Origin of the sequence: Streptomyces sp. NPDC047072 (assembly GCF_040643855.1) — a bacterium.
GTDB lineage: Bacteria > Actinomycetota > Actinomycetes > Streptomycetales > Streptomycetaceae > Streptomyces.
This window is the reverse complement of the sequence record NZ_JBEYVC010000192.1, coordinates 1-20013: the sequence shown is the minus strand read 5'-3', so window position 1 is coordinate 20013 and position 20013 is coordinate 1. Positions and strand designations below refer to the sequence as shown.

Annotated in this window: 14 protein-coding genes; 8 read left to right on the top strand and 6 right to left on the bottom strand. The window is 70.0% G+C overall.

The features are described from left to right. Window positions 1-112: 112 nt before the first annotated feature. Window positions 113-3250 carry an isoleucine--tRNA ligase gene (gene ileS, locus ABZ896_RS44910; protein ID WP_360942446.1) on the bottom strand — a complete coding sequence of 1046 codons (3138 nt, stop codon included), beginning with the start codon at window positions 3248-3250 and terminating at the stop codon, window positions 113-115. A gap of 585 nt (window positions 3251-3835) precedes the next feature. Here ileS and ABZ896_RS44905 point away from each other — a divergent pair. From ABZ896_RS44905 to ABZ896_RS44880, 6 genes are all read left to right on the top strand, one after another. After that, window positions 3836-5053, top strand: a complete 1218-nt coding sequence (locus ABZ896_RS44905) for a TraR/DksA family transcriptional regulator (RefSeq protein ID WP_360942438.1) — start codon at window positions 3836-3838, stop codon at window positions 5051-5053. 70 nt (window positions 5054-5123) lie between these two features. Then, window positions 5124-5699: a signal peptidase II gene (lspA, locus tag ABZ896_RS44900; RefSeq protein WP_360942435.1), complete on the top strand. Its 576-nt coding sequence runs from the start codon at window positions 5124-5126 to the stop codon at window positions 5697-5699. An 80-nt stretch (window positions 5700-5779) separates the two neighbouring features. Continuing rightward, window positions 5780-6724, top strand: coding sequence for an RluA family pseudouridine synthase (locus tag ABZ896_RS44895; protein ID WP_360942432.1), 945 nt, complete (start codon window positions 5780-5782; stop codon window positions 6722-6724). After that, window positions 6721-7191: a GNAT family N-acetyltransferase gene (locus tag ABZ896_RS44890; protein WP_360942429.1), complete on the top strand. Its 471-nt coding sequence runs from the start codon at window positions 6721-6723 to the stop codon at window positions 7189-7191. Before ABZ896_RS44895 ends, ABZ896_RS44890 begins: the two co-directional genes overlap by 4 nt. A gap of 83 nt (window positions 7192-7274) precedes the next feature. Beyond that, window positions 7275-8849, top strand: a complete 1575-nt coding sequence (locus tag ABZ896_RS44885) for a Na+/H+ antiporter (RefSeq protein ID WP_360942426.1) — start codon at window positions 7275-7277, stop codon at window positions 8847-8849. Between the two features lie 41 nt (window positions 8850-8890). Further along, window positions 8891-9631, top strand: a complete 741-nt coding sequence (locus ABZ896_RS44880) for an SDR family oxidoreductase (RefSeq protein WP_360942423.1) — start codon at window positions 8891-8893, stop codon at window positions 9629-9631. A 119-nt stretch (window positions 9632-9750) separates the two neighbouring features. On the opposite strand, the gene ABZ896_RS44875 is transcribed toward ABZ896_RS44880, so the two are convergent. After that, window positions 9751-10863: a mechanosensitive ion channel domain-containing protein gene (locus ABZ896_RS44875; protein WP_360942419.1), complete on the bottom strand. Its 1113-nt coding sequence runs from the start codon at window positions 10861-10863 to the stop codon at window positions 9751-9753. A gap of 30 nt (window positions 10864-10893) precedes the next feature. On the opposite strand from ABZ896_RS44875, the gene ABZ896_RS44870 reads away from it, so the two are divergent. Then, a complete protein-coding gene (locus ABZ896_RS44870; protein WP_360942416.1) occupies window positions 10894-11463 on the top strand; it encodes a dienelactone hydrolase family protein in 570 nt (189 codons plus the stop codon). 6 nt (window positions 11464-11469) lie between these two features. Here ABZ896_RS44870 and ABZ896_RS44865 read toward each other — a convergent pair whose 3' ends face one another. The 4 genes from ABZ896_RS44865 to ABZ896_RS44850 form a co-directional block, all read right to left on the bottom strand. Next, the gene (locus ABZ896_RS44865) at window positions 11470-13125 is read right to left on the bottom strand and encodes an alkaline phosphatase D family protein (RefSeq protein ID WP_360942413.1); all 1656 of its coding nucleotides are present in this window, start codon (window positions 13123-13125) and stop codon (window positions 11470-11472) included. 95 nt (window positions 13126-13220) lie between these two features. Further along, window positions 13221-14033, bottom strand: coding sequence for a thioredoxin domain-containing protein (locus ABZ896_RS44860; protein ID WP_360942410.1), 813 nt, complete (start codon window positions 14031-14033; stop codon window positions 13221-13223). A 69-nt stretch (window positions 14034-14102) separates the two neighbouring features. Next, the gene (locus ABZ896_RS44855) at window positions 14103-14795 is read right to left on the bottom strand and encodes a hypothetical protein (protein ID WP_360942407.1); all 693 of its coding nucleotides are present in this window, start codon (window positions 14793-14795) and stop codon (window positions 14103-14105) included. Window positions 14796-14872: 77 nt separating this feature from the next. Beyond that, window positions 14873-16198 carry a DUF2252 domain-containing protein gene (locus ABZ896_RS44850; RefSeq protein ID WP_360942404.1) on the bottom strand — a complete coding sequence of 442 codons (1326 nt, stop codon included), beginning with the start codon at window positions 16196-16198 and terminating at the stop codon, window positions 14873-14875. 204 nt (window positions 16199-16402) lie between these two features. On the opposite strand from ABZ896_RS44850, the gene dnaE reads away from it, so the two are divergent. Beyond that, window positions 16403-19942, top strand: coding sequence for a DNA polymerase III subunit alpha (gene dnaE / locus ABZ896_RS44845; protein WP_360942401.1), 3540 nt, complete (start codon window positions 16403-16405; stop codon window positions 19940-19942). The last annotated feature ends 71 nt before the right edge of the window (window positions 19943-20013 follow it).

The window sequence follows — 20013 nt, the reverse complement described above, 5'->3', positions numbered from 1 at the left end:
GGGCCGACCTGTGCGTAGATCACGCGGCCGGTGCGCTGGTCGACGACGAGTTCGATGCCGTGGACATGAAGAAGGCCCGGTCCGCCGAGGGACCGGGCCTTCGTGCTCCGGCTTACGCCTTGCGCAGACGGAACGTCAGGGACAGGCCCTCGTCCGTGAACGGGTCGCCGTAGGAGTCGTCCGCCTCGCTCTGGGCGAAGTCGGTCGCCAGGACCTCGTCGGCGATCAGGGCGCTGTGCTCGGTCAGGGCCGCGATCACCGCCGGGTCCGTGGAGGTCCAGCGGAGCGCGATGCGGTCGGCCACGTCGAGGCCGCTGTTCTTGCGGGCCTCCTGGATCAGACGGATGGCGTCACGGGCGAGGCCCGCCCGGCGGAGGTCCTCCGTGATCTCCAGGTCCAGGGCGACCGTGGCACCGGAGTCCGAGGCCACCGACCAGCCCTCGCGCGGGGTCTCTGTGATGATCACCTCATCCGGGGCCAGGGCGACCGTCTCGCCGTCGACCTCCACCGACGCCGTGCCCTCGCGCAGCGCCAGGGAGAGCGCGGCCGCGTCGGCGTTCGCGACGGCCTTGGCCACGTCCTGGACGCGCTTGCCGAACCGCTTGCCCAGGGCACGGAAGTTGGCCTTCGCGGTGGTGTCGACCAGGCTGCCGCCGACCTCGCTCAGCGAGGCGAGCGACTCGACGTTCAGCTCTTCCGTGATCTGCGTGTGCAGTTCGGGGGAGAGGGCGGCGAAGCCGGTGGCCGCGACGAGCGCACGGCTCAGCGGCTGGCGGGTCTTGACGCCCGACTCCGCGCGCGTGGCGCGGCCCAGCTCGACGAGCCGGCGGACCAGGACCATCTGCTTCGACAGCTCCGGGTCGATGGCGGTGAGGTCCGCCTCCGGCCAGGACGCCAGGTGCACCGACTCCGGGGCGCCCGGGGTCACCGGGACGACCAGGTCCTGCCAGACCCGCTCGGTGATGAACGGGGTCAGCGGGGCCATCAGCTTGGTGACCGTCTCGACGACCTCGTGCAGGGTGCGCAGCGCCGCCTTGTCGCCCTGCCAGAAGCGGCGACGGGAGCGGCGGACGTACCAGTTGGACAGGTCGTCGACGAACGCCGAGAGCAGCTTGCCGGCGCGCTGGGTGTCGTAGGCCTCCAGGGACTGCGTCACCTGGTCGGTCAGCGCGTGGAGTTCGGACAGCAGCCAGCGGTCCAGGAGCGGGCGGTCGGCCGGGGCCGGGTCCGCCGCGCTGGGCGCCCAGTTCGAAGTACGGGCGTACAGGGCCTGGAAGGCGACCGTGTTCCAGTACGTGAGGAGCGTCTTGCGGACGACCTCCTGGATGGTGCCGTGGCCGACCCGGCGGGCCGCCCACGGGGAGCCGCCGGCCGCCATGAACCAGCGCACCGCGTCCGCGCCGTGACGGTCCATCAGCGGGATCGGGTCCAGGGTGTTGCCCAGGTGCTTGGACATCTTGCGGCCGTCCTCGGCGAGGATGTGGCCGAGGCACACGACGTTCTCGTACGACGACTGGTCGAAGACCAGGGTGCCGACGGCCATCATCGTGTAGAACCAGCCGCGGGTCTGGTCGATGGCCTCGCTGATGAACTGGGCCGGGTAGCGGGACTCGAAGAGGTCCTTGTTCTTGTACGGGTAGCCCCACTGCGCGAACGGCATCGAACCCGAGTCGTACCAGGCGTCGATGACCTCCGGCACGCGCGTGGCCGTCTTCTGGCACTCGGGGCAGGCGAAGGTGACCGCGTCGATGTACGGGCGGTGCGGGTCGAGGCCGGAGTGGTCCGTGCCGGTCAGCTCGGTGAGCTGCGCGCGGGAGCCGACGACCGTGAGGTGGTCGTCCTCGCAGCGCCAGATCGGCAGCGGGGTGCCCCAGTAGCGGTTGCGGGACAGCGCCCAGTCGATGTTGTTGTTCAGCCAGTCGCCGTACCGGCCGTGCTTGACCGTCTCCGGGAACCAGTTGGTGTTCTCGTTCTCCTGGAGGAGGCGGTCCTTGATGGCGGTGGTGCGGATGTACCAGGAGGGCTGCGCGTAGTAGAGGAGCGCGGTGTGGCAGCGCCAGCAGTGCGGGTAGCTGTGCTCGTACGGGATGTGCTTGAAGAGGAGGCCGCGCTGCTGGAGGTCCTCGGTGAGCTTTTCGTCCGCCTTCTTGAAGAAGACGCCGCCTACCAGGGGGACGTCCTCCTCGAAGGTGCCGTCCGGGCGGACCGGGTTCACCACGGGCAGGCCGTAGGCGCGGCAGACCTTGAGGTCGTCCTCACCGAAGGCGGGGGACTGGTGGACCAGGCCCGTACCGTCCTCGGTCGTCACGTACTCCGCGTTGACGACGAAATGCGCCGCTTCCGGGAACTCCACGAGCTCGAACGGACGTTGATAGGTCCAGCGCTCCATTTCGGCGCCGGTGAAGGACTGGCCGGTGGTCTCCCAGCCCTCGCCGAGCGCCTTGGCGACGAGCGGCTCGGCGACGACGAGCTTCTCCGTGCCGTCCGTGGCGACCACGTAGGTGACCTCGGGGTGGGCGGCGACCGCGGTGTTGGACACCAGCGTCCACGGCGTGGTCGTCCACACCAGGAGCGCGGCCGCACCGGCGAGCGGACCGGAGGTGAGCGGGAAACGGACGTACACGGACGGGTCGACGACCGTCTCGTAGCCCTGCGCCAGCTCGTGGTCGGAGAGGCCGGTGCCGCAGCGCGGACACCAGGGGGCGACGCGGTGGTCCTGGACCAGCAGACCCTTGTCGAAGATCGTCTTCAGCGACCACCAGACCGACTCGATGTACTCCGGGTCCATCGTGCGGTACGGGTCCTGGAGGTCGGTCCAGTAGCCCATGCGGGTCGTGAGCGCCTCGAAGGCGTCGGTGTGGCGGGTCACCGACTCGCGGCACTTGGCGTTGAACTCGGCGATGCCGTACGCCTCGATGTCCTGCTTGCCGGAGAAGCCGAGTTCCTTCTCGACGGCGAGCTCCACCGGGAGGCCGTGGCAGTCCCAGCCGGCCTTGCGGGCCACGTGGTAGCCGCGCATGGTGCGGAAGCGGGGGAAGACGTCCTTGAAGACGCGGGCCTCGATGTGGTGGGCGCCGGGCATGCCGTTGGCGGTGGGCGGGCCCTCGTAGAACACCCACTCGGGGCGGCCCTCGGACTGCTCCAGGGTCTTGGCGAAGATCTTCTGATCGCGCCAGAGGTCGAGCACGGCGTGCTCCAGCGCGGGCAGGTCGACCTGGGCGGGCACCTGGCGGTACGTCGGCGATGTCATCAGCGGGCTTCCTCCGGCGGACTTGCTGCCTTCCGTCCGGAGGGACGAGAGTCTTCGCGCCGGTTTCGGTGCGCTCCCGCGGTACCACCCTCCTTGGCCCGCCGACGGCTGGTGTGCGCCGGTGAGCCCCCTCATTGGGGTCGCGATGCCGGTTCTACTGGCCCTCTGCGGGCGTTCTTCCGGCGGCTCCGGGGTGATCTTCGCGTCGCGCTCGCCCCCGGGCTTCCACCGTCCCCGGGTCGCTCTGGGCTGCGTACGCCGCTACTCGTCCCCATCCACGCTTCTCGCTGCGCCCAGTGTACGGCGCGCCGGGGACATCGGCCGACCGGTTTTCCCGGGGCGGGCGCGGGGGAAGTCGTAGGGCCCGGGGTGACCCGAATGGAGCGGTACGTCTGTTCGGATTCTGGGACGCACGGTCCGGCGGATTACCCGGCGGGGAGCTGGGCACAACGCATGCATGCTTCCCGCCCGGCACCCGCGGGGCGGGCGGATCGGGCGGCGTGCCCCGTTGCCGCGGGACTCAAGTCGATTTATCGTCCCAGCACGATTCGCGAGCAAGATCACAATATGTGAAGGGGCCGCGGCATGGTGGCGAAGAAGACCGCCGCACAGAAGTCGGCGTCGAGCAGGTCCGGCCATGCCTCGGCCTCCGGCGGCGCGGCCAAGGACGTGGGCGGGAAGAAGAGCGCGCAGGGGGCGCCGGCCGCGAAGAAGACGGCCGCGGCGCGGAAGACGGGCGTCGCGAGAACGGCTTCCGGTCGGCGGGCGGGCGACGAGGAGAGCGGCGAGAGACCGGCGGCCGGCGTGGGGGCCGGTGGGAAGACGCGGACGTCGGAGAGCGCCGCCGAGGAGGCCACGGGGGCGAAGAAGACGGCCGAGACGAGGACCGCGGTGAAGAAGGGCGTGGTGAAGAAGGCCGCTGCGAAGCGGGCGGTCGCGAAGACCCGGGCGGACACCGGGACGCCTGCCAAGGGCGGCGCGGTGAAGAACGCGGCGGCCGGGAAGAAGGCGGCGGCCGGGAAGAAGGCGGCGGCCGGGAAGAAGGCGGCGGTTCGGAAGCCGGCTGCCGAGGCCGGTACGGCGAAGGGGACGGCCGCGAAGGCCCGTGGGACCGGGGGGACGGTCGCGGGGGCCTTCGCGGTGGGAGAGGCGGCCGTGGGCGGTTCCGCGGTCGAGGAGACGGTCGCCACGGAGGCCGGCACCCCCGCGGGGAGCGTCGGACAGGGCACCTCCGGCAAGAGCACACCCTCGAAGAGGGCGGCCGGGAAGAGCACGGCCAAGAAGGCGGGCGCGGCGAAGACCGCGAAGCAGACGGGAGCCACGACGGTGGTTGCGAAGAAGACTCCTGGCACGGCCACGGCGGCGAAGAGCCCCGTACCCAAGGCGCGGCTCGCCGCGGTGGAGCCCGGCGAACTCGCCGTACGCCCCGGTGAGGACCCCTGGACCCCCGAGGAGGTCGTCGAGGCGCGTACCGAGCTGACGGCCGAGGTGCTGCGGCTGGGCGCCGAGATCGACGCGTCCCAGGCGGCCCTGGCGGGCCTGATGCGGGACTCCGGCGGCGGCGCCGGCGACGACGAGGCCGACACGGGCACGAAGAACATCACACGCGAGCACGAGATGGCCCTCGCGGCCAACGCGCGCGAGATGCTCGAACAGGCCGAACGCGCCCTCGAACGTCTCGACGCCGGCACCTACGGTCTCTGTGAGAACTGCGGCAACGCCATCGGCAAGGCGCGCATGCAGGCCTTCCCGCGCGCGACCCTGTGCGTGGAGTGCAAGCAGAAGCAGGAACGCAGGTACTGACGGGTCTCCGGGTGCCGGCGGGTGTGCCGTACTCTCGTCCTCAGTCAGGTACCTAGGTTGAGGGACTCACGTGGCAGAGGCGGAGCGCATCATCGGTACGCCGGACACCCCAGAGGCGTCGGGGGCCGACCCGGAGCAGCACGAGACCGCGCCCACCAGGGGCAGGCGGCGCATCGCGGTGCTCTTCGCGGTCGCGGCCGTCGCGTACGCCCTCGACCTGATCAGCAAGATGATCGTGGTCGCCAAGCTGGAGCACCACGAGCCGATCGAGCTGATCGGGGACTGGCTGAAGCTGGAGGCGATCCGCAACGCGGGCGCGGCCTTCGGGTTCGGCGAGGCCTTCACCGTGATCTTCACGGTGATCGCGGCCGCCGTGATCGTGGTCATCGCCCGGCTCGCCCGCAAGCTCTACAGCCTGCCCTGGGCGATCGCGCTCGGACTGCTGCTCGGCGGCGCGCTCGGCAACCTCACCGACCGGCTCTTCCGCTCGCCCGGCGTGTTCGAGGGCGCGGTCGTCGACTTCATCGCGCCCAAGCACTTCGCCGTCTTCAACCTCGCCGACTCGGCGATCGTGTGCGGCGGCATCCTGATCGTGCTGCTGTCCTTCAAGGGGCTCGACCCGGACGGCACCGTCCACAAGGACTGAGCCTCCAGGGCTGAGCGCCGGTTCTCGGGTTTTCCACAGGCCCGGTCGGGGCGGTCCGGGCTGTCCGGCATACTCGACGGGTGAGCACGATTCCCGAGATCCGTAACCTGCCCGTGCCCGACGGCCTGGAGGGCGAGCGCGTCGACGCCGCCATCTCCCGCATGTTCGGCTTCTCCCGGACCAAGGCGGCCGAGCTCGCCGCCGCGGGGAAGGTCACGGTCGACGGATCGGTGGTCGGGAAGTCCGAGCGGGTGCACGGCGGGGCCTGGCTGGAGGTCGAGATGCCGCAGGCGCCCGCGCCCGTGCAGATCGTCGCCGAGCCGGTCGAGGGCATGGAGATCGTCCATGACGACGACGACGTGGTCGTGATCGTCAAGCCGGTCGGCGTGGCCGCGCACCCCTCGCCGGGCTGGACCGGGACCACCGTGATCGGCGGGCTCGCCGCCGCCGGGTACCGCATCTCGACCTCCGGTGCCGCCGAGCGCCAGGGCATCGTGCACCGGCTCGACGTGGGCACCTCCGGGCTGATGGTCGTCGCCAAGTCCGAGCGGGCGTACACCTCGCTCAAGCGGCAGTTCAAGGAGCGGACCGTCGACAAGCGGTACCACACGCTGGTGCAGGGCCACCCGGACCCGACCAGCGGCACCATCGACGCGCCCATCGGCCGCCATCCCCAGCACGACTACAAGTGGGCGGTCACCGCCGAGGGCAAGCCATCGGTGACGCACTACGACCTCATCGAGGCGTTCCGCGCGGCCTCCCTGCTGGATGTGAAGCTGGAGACCGGGCGCACCCACCAGATCCGCGTCCACATGGCGGCCCACCGCCACCCCTGTGTCGGCGACCTGACCTACGGCGCCGACCCCACCCTCGCCAAGCGGCTCCGGCTGACCCGGCAGTGGCTGCACGCGGTGCGGCTGGGCTTCGAGCACCCCGGGGACGGGGAGTGGGCGGAGTTCGCCAGCGACTACCCCGAGGACCTGCAGCAGGCGCTGGACCTGGTGCGCGAGGAGACCTACGGATGACCGCGCCCGCGTACGTCGCGCGCGTCGCCGAGGGCTCCGACGACCTGGAGGCCTGTTTCGCCGTACGCAAGGAGGTCTTCGTCGGCGAGCAGGGGGTGCCGGAGGACCTGGAGTACGACGCGTACGACGCCGTGGCCGTGCATGTGCTGGCGGTCCGGGCCGACGGGGAGGCGATCGGGGCCGGGCGGCTGCTGTACGGCGAGCAGGCGGCTGCGAAGACCGGCGGTGACCTGTCGGTGGGGTCGCTCGGGCGGCTCGCCGTCGTCAGGGAGGCGCGCGGGCTCGGGGTCGGGGTCGCCCTGGTGCGGGCCATCGAGGACGCGGCACGCGCGCGGGGACTGGCGGTGGTGGACCTGCACGCGCAGACGCACGCGCTCGCCTTCTACGAGCGGCTGGGATACGAGGCGTACGGGCCGGAGTACCTGGAGGCGGGGATCCCGCACCAGGGGATGAGACGTTCGCTGTAGTCGCTCGCGTTTTTGGGACGCAGGGGACGGAACGGGCAGACTGAAGGGACCGTTGGTTCGTCGACCCGCCCGGAGTACTGACCGTGGATCAGTTGGCCCTGTTGTTCGTGCTGTTGGTCGGGGCCGTGGTGAGTGTGCCGGTCGGGGAGCGGTTCGGGCTGCCGGCGCCGGTGCTCATGACCCTGCTCGGGATCGTGCTGGCGGTGGCCGACTTCGTGCCGAACGTCGACATCCCGCCGGAGTACATCCTGCCGCTGCTGTTGCCGCCGTTGCTCTACGCGGCCGTACGGCGCACCTCCTGGCGGCAGTTCGCGGCCAACCGAAGGCCGATCTTCCTGCTCGCCGTCGCGCTCGTCTTCGTGACCACCCTGTGCGTGGCCGCCGTCGCGCACACGATCGTGCCGGGGCTGCCGATCGCCGCCGCCGTCGCGCTGGGCGCGCTCGTCGCACCGCCGGATCCGGTCGCCGCGACCGCCGTCGCCGGGCAACTCGGGCTGCCGCGCCGGCTGGTGTCGATCCTGGAGGGCGAGGGGCTCTTCAACGACGTCACCGCGATCGTGCTGTACCACGTGGCGATCGCGGCCGCCGTCAGCGGATCGTTCACGCCCGGGGAGGCCCTGCTGGAGCTGGTGCTCTCCGCGGTCGTCGCCGTCGCCGTGGGACTGGTGCTCGGCTGGGGCGCCAACAGGCTGATGGACCTGCTGGGGGACGCCACCCTGCAGATCGGGCTGACCCTGCTGGTGCCGTTCGCCTCCTATGTGCTCGCCGAGGAGCTGCACGGCTCCGGGGTGCTGGCGGTGCTGACCACCGCGCTGTTCCTCGCCGAGTACGCCACCGACGCCGACGACGTCATGACCCGGCTCGCCGGGCACACCTTCTGGGACATCGTCGACACCCTCGTCACCGGGGTGGCCTTCGGGCTGATCGGGCTCGAACTGCACAACGCGATCCGCACGGCGTCCGGGCGGTGGGGCGAGATGCTCGGCTGGGCCGCGGCGATCGTGGGCGTGGTCGTCGTCGTACGGCTGTTGTGGCTGCTGCCGGCGACCTGGCTCACCAAGCGTCTGCACGCCAAGCGGGACGTCGACGAGGAGATCCCGATGGGCTGGCGGGAGACCGTCGTCATGTGGTGGTCCGGGATGCGGGGCGTGGCGTCCGTGGCGCTGGCGCTCGCCATTCCGCTGGAGACCGACTCCGGAGCGGCCTTTCCCGACCGGGACGAGATCGTCTTCATCGCGTTCGGCGTGATCATGGCGACCCTGGTGCTGCAGGGGCTGACCCTGCCGTGGCTGGTGAAACGGCTGGGGGTACGGGCCGACACCGAGCGGGAGAAGGAGTACGAGAAGACGCTGGCCGTACGGGCGGCCAAGGCGGCGCGCAGCAGGCTGCGGGAGATCGAGGCCGTCGAGGAACTCCCCGAGGAGCTGTCGGAGCAGATGCTGCGGCGGGCCTTCGAGATCGGTGTGCGGATCTCCCCGGAGATGGGGGACGACGAGCGGCGCGAGGCCCGGCGGCGGCTCAAGCGGGTGCGGCGGATCCAGGGCGAGATGCTGAGCGCGGCGCGGCACGAGGTGCTGGCGGCGCGCAGTGAGCCGGGCGCCGACCCCGAGATCGTGGACCGGGTGTTGCGGCATCTTGACGTTCGTAGCCTGCGATGAGTGGAACGAGTGGTTCAACAGGGCTCTTGTAGTGTGCAGTTATGGCTCGCAATGTAGTGATCAGCGGTGGCGGTACGGGAATTGGGCTCGCGGCGGCGCGGGTGTTTGCCTCCGGTGGGGACCGGGTGCTGCTGCTCGGGCGGCGCGCGGAGGTGTTGGAGAAGGCCGGGGTGCCGGGGGCGCTGACGTATGCGGCGGATCTCTCCGATGTCGCGTCCGTGCGCGGGGTCGTGTCGTTCGTGGAGCGGGAGTTCGGGACCGTGGATGTGTTGGTCCACAGTGCGGGTGGGACCGGGCAGTTGGAGCCGGCCGTGTCGACGGACGATCCGCTGGAGGCCGTCGCGCATTCGTGGGGCTTGAACTTCCGGCTCAATCTGCTGACGGCTGTCTTGTTGACCGAGGGGCTGAAGTCGCGGCTCGCCTCTCCGGGTGGGCGGGTGTTGTTCGTCAGCTCCATCGCGGCGTACCGGGGGTCCGGGAACGGGGCGTACGGGGCGGCCAAGGCCGGGTTGCATCCGTACGCGCATGATCTGGCGCGGGAGTTGGGGCCTCGGGGGGTCACTTCGAATGTGGTGGCGCCGGGGTACATCGAGGAGACGGAGTTCTTCGGGGCGGCCATTGATCCCGCTCGGCGGGAGAGGCTCATCGGGGACACGTTGAATGGGCGGGCGGGGACGCCGGGGGATGTTGCCGCGACGATTCATTGGCTGGCGTCTGCGGGGGCGGGGCATGTGACGTCGCAGATCGTGCAGGTGAATGGTGGGGCGGAGCGGGGGCGTTGACCGGTCGGTGGGCGGGTGCGGGTCCGTCGTGGTTGCTCGCGCCCACGCGGCGGAGCCGCAAATCGATACAGCCCCGCGCCCCTGGGTGGGTGCAGTCAACCGGCGCCACGACGGACCGTCTAGCCGCGGCCCGTTCGCGGGGGTTCGTGGGCTCGGCGGTCGCCGTCGCGGGCGTTGCCGTCCAGGTGCCGGAACCCCGGGGCCAATGTCGCGTCCGCCGTGTTCACCCTCGGCAACGCGTACGGGTGGTGGTTCGTCAGCCAGTCGATCATCTGTTCGCGGACCGTGACCCGTACCGTCCAGATGTCGTCGGCGTCCTTGGCGGTCACCAGGGCGCGGACCTGCATGGTGTTCGGGGTGGTGTCGGTGACGGCGAGGCCGTAGTCGCGGCCGTCCCAGGCGGGGCATTCGCGCAGGATGTCCCGCAGCCGCTCGCGCATCAGCTCCACGGGGGCCGTGTGGTCGACGTGGAAGTAGACGATGCCGGTCATCTGCGGGGTGCCGCGGGACCAGTTCTCGAACGGCTTCGAGGTGAAGTACGACACCGGCATGGTGATCCGGCGCTCGTCCCAGGTGCGGACCGTCAGGAAGGTCAGGGTGATCTCCTCGACGGTGCCCCACTCGCCGTCCACCACGACCGTGTCGCCGATGCGCACCATGTCGCCGAAGGCGATCTGCAGGCCCGCGAACATGTTGCTCAGCGTCGACTGGGCGGCCACACCGGCGACGATGCCGAGGATGCCGGCCGAGGCCAGCAGCGAGGCGCCGGCCGCGCGCATCGCCGGGAAGGTGAGCAGCATCGCGGCCACCGCGACCACGCCGACGACCGCCGCGACCACTCGCGTGATCAGCGTGACCTGGGTGCGCACCCGGCGGACCCGGGCGGCGTCGTGGTGGGCGCGCGCGTAGCGGGTGTACGTCGTCTCCACGATCGCGGCCGCGATCCGGATCACCAGCCAGGCGGTCGCCCCGATCAGGACCAGCGTCAGGGTCTGGCCGATGCCGGCGCTGTGCCGCTGCAACAGCCGTGCCTGGTCGTAGGAGCCCCTGAGCATGGCCGCGCAGAGCACGAGTTGATAGGGGATGCGGCCACGGCGCAGCAGTCCCCAGAGCGGGGTCTCGCGGTGCCGTTGGTCCGCTTTGCGCAGCAGCAGGTCGGTCGCCCAGCCGATCACCAGCGTGAGGACGACCGACCCACCGATGACGATCAAGGGGCGCAGTACGTTCTCCATGCCTACGACCGTACTGGCACGATGGCCCTCATGAACATCATGCTTTTCCACTCGACCTTCGGCCTCAGGCCCGCCGTCCGGCAGGCCGCCGACCGGCTGCGGGACGCCGGGCACGAGGTGTGGACGCCGGACCTCTTCGAGGGGAACACGTTCGAGACGGTCGAGGAGGGCATGGCCTTCAACGAGTCCCTCGGCAAGGACGAACTGCTCAGGCGCGCCGTCCTGGCCGCCGCGCCCTACTCCGAGCGCGGACTCGTCTACGCCGGTTTCTCGCTCGGCGCCTCGATCGCGCAGACCCTCGCCCTCGGCGACGAGAGGGCCCGCGGTCTGCTGCTCCTGCACGGCACCTCCGACATCGCCGCGAGCGCGAGCACGGACGGGCTGTCGGTGCAGCTGCACGTCGCCGAGCCGGACCCCTTCGAGACCGACGACTGGCTGAGCGCCTGGTACCTCCAGATGGGCCGCACCGGGGCCGACGTGGAGATCTACCGGTACGCCGGGGCCGGTCACCTCTACACCGACCCCGGCCTGCCGGACTACGACGAGGAGGCCGCCGAGGCCACCTGGCGGGTGGCGCTCGGCTTCCTGGAAACCCTCTAGAAAGCTTTAGACGGGGCTGTACGTCCGCTCGACCTTCTGCGTGCCGGTCCGGGTGCGGTACGAACGCGCCCAGGAGGAGGTCGCGTTCGCCTTGGTCTTGTCGGACAGGACGTAGTAGTCCATCTGCGCCCGGTCGGCGGTGATGTCCAGCACGCCGTAGCCGTGCCGGTCGGTGTCGACCCAGTGGACGTGCCGGTTGGCGAGCTGGATCACCGGCGCGGCGAGCGCGGTGACCGTGCCCTCGGGGACCTTGAGGAGGTCGTCGAGGTTGTCGGAGGTGACCGAGGTGACGACGAACTCCGTGGCGGCCGAGGCCGACAGCGGATAGGTGCCGGCGTCCACCGGCACGTCGTTGGCCCACGCCATGTGGATGTCGCCGGTCAGGAAGACGGTGTTGCGGATCGCGTTCGAGCGCAGGTGGGCCAGTAGTTCGCGCCGGTCGTCGGTGTAGCCGTCCCACTGGTCGGGGTTGAGGGCGAGGCCCTCCTTCGGCAGGCCGAGCAGCTCGGCGAGCGGCTTGAGCAGATCGGCGGAGAGCGAGCCGATCGCGAACGGCGAGATCATCACGGAGTTGCCGACCAGCCGCCAGGTCGTGTCACTCGACTTCAGGCCGGCCTTCAGCCAGTCGAGCTGGGCCCGCCCGGTGATCGTACGGTCCGGGTCGTCGACCGAGCCGTTGCCGACGGCGACCTGCTGGGAGCGGAAGGAGCGCAGGTCGAGCAGGGAGAGGTCGGCGAGCTTGCCGAAACGGAGCCGCCGGTAGGTGGTTCCGGCTATCGCCGGGCGCACCGGCATCCACTCGAAGTACGCCTGCCGGGCGGCCGCCTGACGGGCCGTCCAGGTGCCCTCCGCGCCCTCGGTGTGGTTCTCGGCGCCGCCGGACCAGGCGTCGTTGGCGAACTCGTGGTCGTCCCAGATCGCGACGACCGGCGCCACCGCGTGCAGCGCCTGGAGGTCCGGGTCGGTCTTGTACTTGCCGTGCCGGGTGCGGTAGTCGGCCAGGGTGAGGATCTCGTGGGTCGGCGCGTGCTGCCGTACGACGGTGTCGCGGGTGCCGTACTCGCCGGTGCCGTACTCGTAGATGTAGTCGCCCAGGTGCAGCCAGGCATCCAGGTCGCCGCGGGCCGCGAGATGGCGGTACGACGAGAAGTAGCCGGCCTCCCAGTTGGCGCAGGAGACCACGCCGAAGCGGAGGTTCGTGACGGCGTCGTCCGCCGCCGGCGCGGTGCGGGTGCGCGCCGCCGGGGAGTCGGTGCCGCCGGCGGAGAAGCGGAACCAGTAGTCGGTGGCGGGCGCGAGGCCGCGGACGTCCGCCTTGACGGTGTGGTCGGAGGCGGCGGTCGCGGTGACGGAGCCCTTGGCGACGACGTTCGTGAACGCCTTGTCGGTGGCTATGGTCCAGGCGACCTCGGTGTCCGGGCCGAGCCCGGAGCCGGGGGTCGCCTCGGCGGTCGGGGTCACCCGGGTCCACAGCAGGACGCCGTCCGGGAGCGGGTCGCCGGAGGCGATGCCGTGCAGGAAGGCGGGGGCCTCGGCGGCACGCGCGGGCAGCGCGGCGGCGAGCGGGGCGGCCAGAACCGCCGTGGCCGCGGCGGCCTTGACGACCGTACGGCGGCGCGGAGTCAGGGAGTTGCTCTCGGCTGATCTGTATCGACTGGTCACGGCCGATCAGGTTACTGATCGGTATGAACGGGAGTGGGCGAACTCGTGAAAGTTCGCCCGCTCTTTGACTTAAGGCTGTAGAAGCCCTGTTGAGGTCAGGCCTTCAGGGCCGCGTCGATCGCCGTGGTGAAGTCGGCGACCGTCATCGGCGCGTTCTGCCCGTCGGAGCCGGTGAGCGTCTTGCCGTCCATCTTCAGGGTCGGGGTGCCCGTCACGCCGCTCTTGTCGAACTTCGCGGACATGTCCAGCGCCCACTTGTCGTAGGTGCCGTTCTTCACGGCGTTCTGGAAGGTCTTGTTGTCCTTCAGCGCCGGGACGGTCTGCGCGATCTTGATGAGGTAGTCGTCGTCCTTGAACTTGTCGTCGGACTCCTCGGGGTGCCACTTCGTCGAGTACATCGCGGTCTTGTACTCCAGGAAGGCCTCGCCGCTGACGTTCAGCGCCGCGCCGAGCGCGCTCAGGCCGTTCTTGGAGCCCTCGCCGCCGAGGTTGCCGTCGAGGAAGCTGGCGCCGACGTACTGGATCTTGAACTTGCCGTCCTCGACGTCCTTGTCGACGGTCGAGCCGACGGTCTGCTCGAACTGGGCGCAGATCGGGCAGCGCGGGTCCTCGTACATGACGAGGGTCTTCTTGGCGGTGCTCTTGCCGATGACGACGGTCGTGCCATTGGTGCCCGTGGTGTTGGCCGGCTTGACGAGCTTGTCGTTCTTGGCCTCTTCCCAGTAGCTGGGCTTGTTGCCCTGGACGACCGCGTAGCTGATACCGCCGGCTATCGCCAGCACGCCGACGATCGAGGCGATGACGATCGCCTGCCGCTTGACCTTGTCGCGCTTGGCCTGGCGCTCGCGCTCCTGGCGCAGCCGCTCGCGGGCGGCGGTCTTCGCGGCCTGGCTGTTCCGCTTGCTCATGGTGGTGTTCTCCATCAGGGGACGCGCACACGTCGTGTGCGGGGATACGTGGGGTGGGACCGGCAGTGCTCAGGCGGAAGCGGCCGAGCACGGCGGTCCACGCCGTCCCAGGGAGTGCACGAGGATCTCGTCGAAGGCGACGGCCGTACGGCGACGGGTGCGCGGCGGACGGGCCGCCCCCGGCGTCGGACGTACGGTCATCGCGGCGACCGCGAGCAGCAGCGGGCGGAAGGTGGTGGTGGCCACGGCCCGCAGCAGCTGGGCCAGGGCCCGCTCGCTGCGGCGCAGCCAGGCGGCCGCGAGGAGGCCGACGCAGACATGCGCGGCCAGCAGCAGCCAGGCGGTCTGCGGGTCGGCGTGGGCGAGCAGTCCGCCGAGCCGGTCGGTGTCGGTGCCCGTCACCCGGGCCAGCGGCGAGCCGACGCTGGTGCCGTCGCCGCAGAAGACGTCCCAGCCGACCGAGCGCAGCGGGCCCGCGACCGGGCCGCCCGCGGCGCCGTAGCAGACGTGCTGGCCGGTGGTGAAGACGGTGTCGGCGGCCAGCTCCAGCGGGATCAGCACGGCGGCGATCCGCCCGAAGCCGCGCTCACGCCCGGCCAGCGCGAAGGCCAGGGCGAACACGGCGACGGCGACGGCCGCCACCGTGTTCAACGGCAGGGGGGCTCGGGACAGCAGCACGTGCGACGCGGTGCTGAGCGTCACGACGAGGGCCGTGAACAGCGCCGCGCGGAGCGCTCGTAGCTGGGTCCCGGATATGTCCATAGCGTGGAGAGTGTGTCATGGGGGCCTGTAAGAGACCCCTAAAGGATGGCTGTGAACGGGCCGTCGTTATCCAGAGGTCACAGACCGGGAATCCGGCCGTTGCGGAACAGGTCCACGAAGATCTGGTGGTCGGTACGCGCGCGTGTGCCGTAGTCGTGCGCGAAGTCGACCAGGACGCCCGCGAAGCCCTCCTCGTCGGCCGCGATCGCGGCGTCGATGGCCCGCTCCGTGGAGAACGGCACCAGGGACTCGCCCGAGGTGTCGTCCGCCGCCGCGTGCATGGTGGCCGTGGCCCGGCCGAGGTCGGCGACGACCGCCGCGATCTCCTCCGGGTCGTCGATGTCGCTCCAGTCGAGATCCACGGCGTACGGCGAGATCTCGGCGACCAGCTGGCCCGCGCCGCCCAGCTCGGTCCAGCCCAGCCACGGGTCGGCGTGCTGCTGGAGGGCGCGCTGGGAGATCACCGTGCGGTGGCCCTCGTGCTGGAAGTAGTCGCGGATCGCCGGGTCGGTGATGTGCCGGGAGACGGCCGGGGTCTGGGCCTGCTTGATGTAGATCACGACGTCGTTCTCCAGGGCGTCGCTGTGGCCCTCCAGGAGGATGTTGTACGACGGCAGCCCGGCCGAGCCGATGCCGATGCCCCGGCGGCCCACGACGTCCTTGACGCGGTAGGAGTCCGGGCGGGCCAGGGAGGTCTCCGGGAGGGTCTCCAGATAGCCGTCGAAGGCCGCGAGCACCTTGTAGCGGGTCGCCGCGTCCAACTCGATGGAACCGCCGCCGCCCGCGAAGCGGCGCTCGAAGTCGCGGATCTCCGTCATCGACTCCAGGAGCCCGAAGCGGGTCAGGGAGCGGGCGTCGCGCAGCGCGTCCAGGAGCGGGCCCTCGGCGGTGTCCAGGGTGAAGGGCGGCACCTCGTCGCTCTTGGCGCCGGTGGCCAGGGCGTGGATCCGCTCGCGGTACGCGCCCGCGTACACCTGCACCAGCTCGGTGATCTGCTCGTCGGCGAGCGCCTTCGCGTACCCGATGAGGGCGATCGAGGCGGCGAAGCGCTTGAGGTCCCAGGTGAAGGGGCCGACGTACGCCTCGTCGAAGTCGTTGACGTTGAAGATCAGGCGGCCGTTGGAGTCCATGTACGTGCCGAAGTTCTCCGCGTGCAGGTCGCCGTGGATCCACACGCGCGAGGTGCGCTCGTCCAGGTACGGGCCGCCCCTTTTTTCGGCGTCCAGGTCGTGGTAGAAGAGGCAGGCCGTGCCCCGGTAGAACGCGAACGCGGAGGCCGCCATCTTGCGGAACTTCACGCGGAACGCGGCCGGGTCGGCGGCCAGGAGCTCGCCGAAGGCGGTGTCGAAGACGGCGAGGATCTCCTCGCCGCGGTGCTCGTCATTGAGCTGCGGTACCGACATCGCGGGGTGCCTCCTGGTGCATGCGTACGACAGCGTTTCTGTCGTCTGGTCCAACGGGCGGGTCCGGGGGAAAGTGCCCGCGGCCCTCGTTGTGAAGGTACGCGGGGCGACCCCCTGAGTGTCAGTGCCGAGGCATAGACTTCGACGCTGTCCCCGGAACTGTCCGCCCGCCTGTCGCCGAGTGTTTTCCATGGAGGCCACGCCGTGTCAAAGCCGCCGTTCACGCACCTGCACGTCCACACCCAGTACTCCCTGCTGGACGGTGCCGCGCGGCTCAAGGACATGTTCAACGCGTGCAACGAGATGGGCATGACCCATATCGCCATGTCCGACCACGGCAACCTCCACGGCGCCTACGACTTCTTCCACACCGCCCAGAAGGCCGGGGTCACCCCGATCATCGGGATCGAGGCGTACGTCGCCCCCGAGTCCCGGCGCAACAAGCGCAAGATCCAGTGGGGCCAGCCGCACCAGAAGCGGGACGACGTCTCCGGTTCGGGTGGTTACACCCACAAGACGATGTGGGCCGTGAACAAGACGGGCCTGCACAACCTCTTCCGGCTCTCCTCCGACGCGTACGCCGAGGGCTGGCTGCAGAAGTGGCCCCGGATGGACAAGGAGACGATCTCCCAGTGGTCCGAGGGGATCGTGGCCTCCACCGGCTGCCCCTCAGGCGAGCTCCAGACCCGGCTGCGCCTCGGCCAGTACGACGAGGCCCTGAAGGCGGCCGCCGACTACCAGGACATCTTCGGCAAGGACCGCTACTTCCTGGAGCTGATGGACCACGGCATCGAGATCGAGCACCGGGTCCGCGACGGCCTCCTGGAGATCGGCAAGAAGCTCGGCATCCCCCCGCTGGTCACCAACGACTCGCACTACACGTACGCGCACGAGGCGACCGCCCACGACGCCCTGCTGTGCATCCAGACCGGCAAGAACCTCTCCGACCCGGACCGCTTCAAGTTCGACGGCACCGGCTACTACCTGAAGTCCACGGACGAGATGTACGCCGTCGACTCCTCGGACGCCTGGCAGGAGGGCTGCGCCAACACCCTCCTGGTGGCCGAGATGGTCGACACCACCGGCATGTTCGAGGCGAAGAACCTCATGCCGAAGTTCGACATCCCCGAGGGCTACACCGAGGTCACCTGGTTCCGCGAGGAGACCATGCGCGGTATGCACCGCCGCTTCCCGGACGGCATCCCGGACGACCGTATGAAGCAGGTCGAGTACGAGATGGACACCATCATCTCGATGGGCTTCCCGGGCTACTTCCTGGTGGTCGCCGACTTCATCATGTGGGCCAAGAGCCAGGGCATCGCGGTCGGCCCGGGCCGGGGCTCCGCGGCCGGCTCGATCGTCGCCTACGCCATGGGCATCACCGACCTCGACCCCATCCCGCACGGCCTGATCTTCGAGCGGTTCCTCAACCCCGAGCGCATCTCCATGCCCGATGTCGACATCGACTTCGACGAGCGCCGGCGCGTCGAGGTGATCCGGTACGTGACGGAGAAGTACGGCGCCGACAAGGTCGCCATGATCGGCACCTACGGCAAGATCAAGGCCAAGAACGCGATCAAGGACTCCGCGCGCGTGCTGGGCTACCCGTACGCGATGGGCGACCGGCTCACCAAGGCGATGCCCGCCGACGTCCTCGGCAAGGGCATCGACCTCAACGGCATCACCGACCCCTCGCACCCGCGCTACAGCGAGGCCGGCGAGATCCGGGCGATGTACGAGAACGAACCGGACGTCAAGAAGGTCATCGACACCGCCAAGGGCGTCGAGGGCCTGGTCCGGCAGATGGGTGTGCACGCGGCCGGCGTGATCATGTCCAGCGAGCCGATCGTCGACCACGCCCCGATCTGGGTGCGGCACACCGACGGCGTGACCATCACGCAGTGGGACTACCCGCAGTGCGAGTCGCTCGGCCTGCTGAAGATGGACTTCCTCGGCCTGCGCAACCTCACGATCATGGACGACGCCGTCAAGATGGTGAAGTCCAACAAGGGCATCGACCTCGACCTGCTGGCCCTGCCGCTCGACGACCCCAAGACCTTCGAACTCCTCCAGCGCGGTGAGACCCTGGGCGTCTTCCAGTTCGACGGCGGCCCCATGCGCTCGCTGCTGCGCCTGATGAAGCCCGACAACTTCGAGGACATCTCCGCCGTCTCGGCGCTCTACCGTCCCGGCCCGATGGGCATGGACTCGCACACCAACTACGCGCTGCGCAAGAACAAGCTCCAGGAGATCACCCCGATCCACAAGGAGCTGGAGGAGCCCCTCGAAGAGGTCCTCGCGGTCACCTACGGCCTGATCGTCTACCAGGAGCAGGTGCAGAAGGCCGCCCAGATCATCGCCGGGTACTCGCTCGGCGAGGCCGACATCCTGCGCCGCGTGATGGGCAAGAAGAAGCCCGACGAGCTGGCCAAGAACTTCGTCCTCTTCCAGCAGGGCGCCCGGAAGAACGGCTACAGCGACGAGGCCATCCAGGCTCTGTGGGACGTACTGGTCCCGTTCGCCGGCTACGCCTTCAACAAGGCGCACTCCGCCGCGTACGGCCTGGTCTCGTACTGGACCGCCTACCTCAAGGCGAACCACCCTGCCGAGTACATGGCCGGGCTGCTCACCTCGGTCAAGGACGACAAGGACAAGTCGGCCGTCTACCTCAACGAGTGCCGGCGCATGGGCATCAAGGTGCTGCCGCCGGACGTCAACGAGTCGGTGCACAACTTCGCCGCCCAGGGCGACGACGTGATCCTCTTCGGCCTGGAGGCGGTGCGCAACGTCGGCACCAACGTGGTGGAGTCGATCATCCGCAGCCGCAAGGCCAAGGGGAAGTACGCCTCCTTCCCCGACTACCTCGACAAGGTCGAGGCGGTCGCCTGCAACAAGCGGACCACGGAGTCGCTGATCAAGGCGGGCGCCTTCGACTCCCTCGGGCACACCCGCAAGGGCCTCACCGCGCACTTCGACACCATGATCGACAACGTGGTCGCGGTGAAGCGCAAGGAGGCCGAGGGGCAGTTCGACCTGTTCGGCGGGATGGGCGAGGAGGACAGCAGCGAGCCCGGCTTCGGACTGGACGTGGAGTTCACGACCGAGGAGTGGGAGAAGACGTATCTGCTCGCCCAGGAGCGGGAGATGCTCGGCCTCTACGTCTCCGACCACCCGCTCTTCGGCCTGGAGCACGTGCTCTCCGACAAGGCCGACGCGGGCATCGCCCAGCTCACCGGCGGTGAGCACGCGGACGGCGCGGTGGTGACCATCGGCGGCATCATCTCGGGCCTCCAGCGCAAGATGACCAAGCAGGGCAACGCTTGGGCGATCGCCACCGTCGAGGACCTCGCCGGTTCCATCGAGTGCATGTTCTTCCCTGCGACCTACCAGCTGGTGTCGACGCAACTCGTCGAGGACGCCGTGGTGTTCGTCAAGGGCCGCCTCGACAAGCGCGAGGACGTGCCCCGGCTGGTCGCGATGGAGCTCCAGGTCCCGGACCTGTCCAACGCGGGCACCAACGCCCCCGTGATCCTCACCATCCCGGCGCTCAAGGTCACCCCGCCGATGGTCAGCAGGCTCGGAGAGATCCTCAGCCACCACAAGGGCGAGAGCGAGGTCCGCATCCGCCTCCAGGGGCCGAGCAAGACGACGGTCCTCCGGCTGGACCGGCACCGCGTGAAGCCGGACCCGGCGCTCTTCGGTGACCTGAAGGTGCTGCTCGGCCCGTCCTGCCTGGCGGGCTGAACACCGTAGACGACATGACAGAGGGGCGGGGGCGGGGAGCGGCGGCGCCCCCAGGGGGGGGCGGGGGTGGG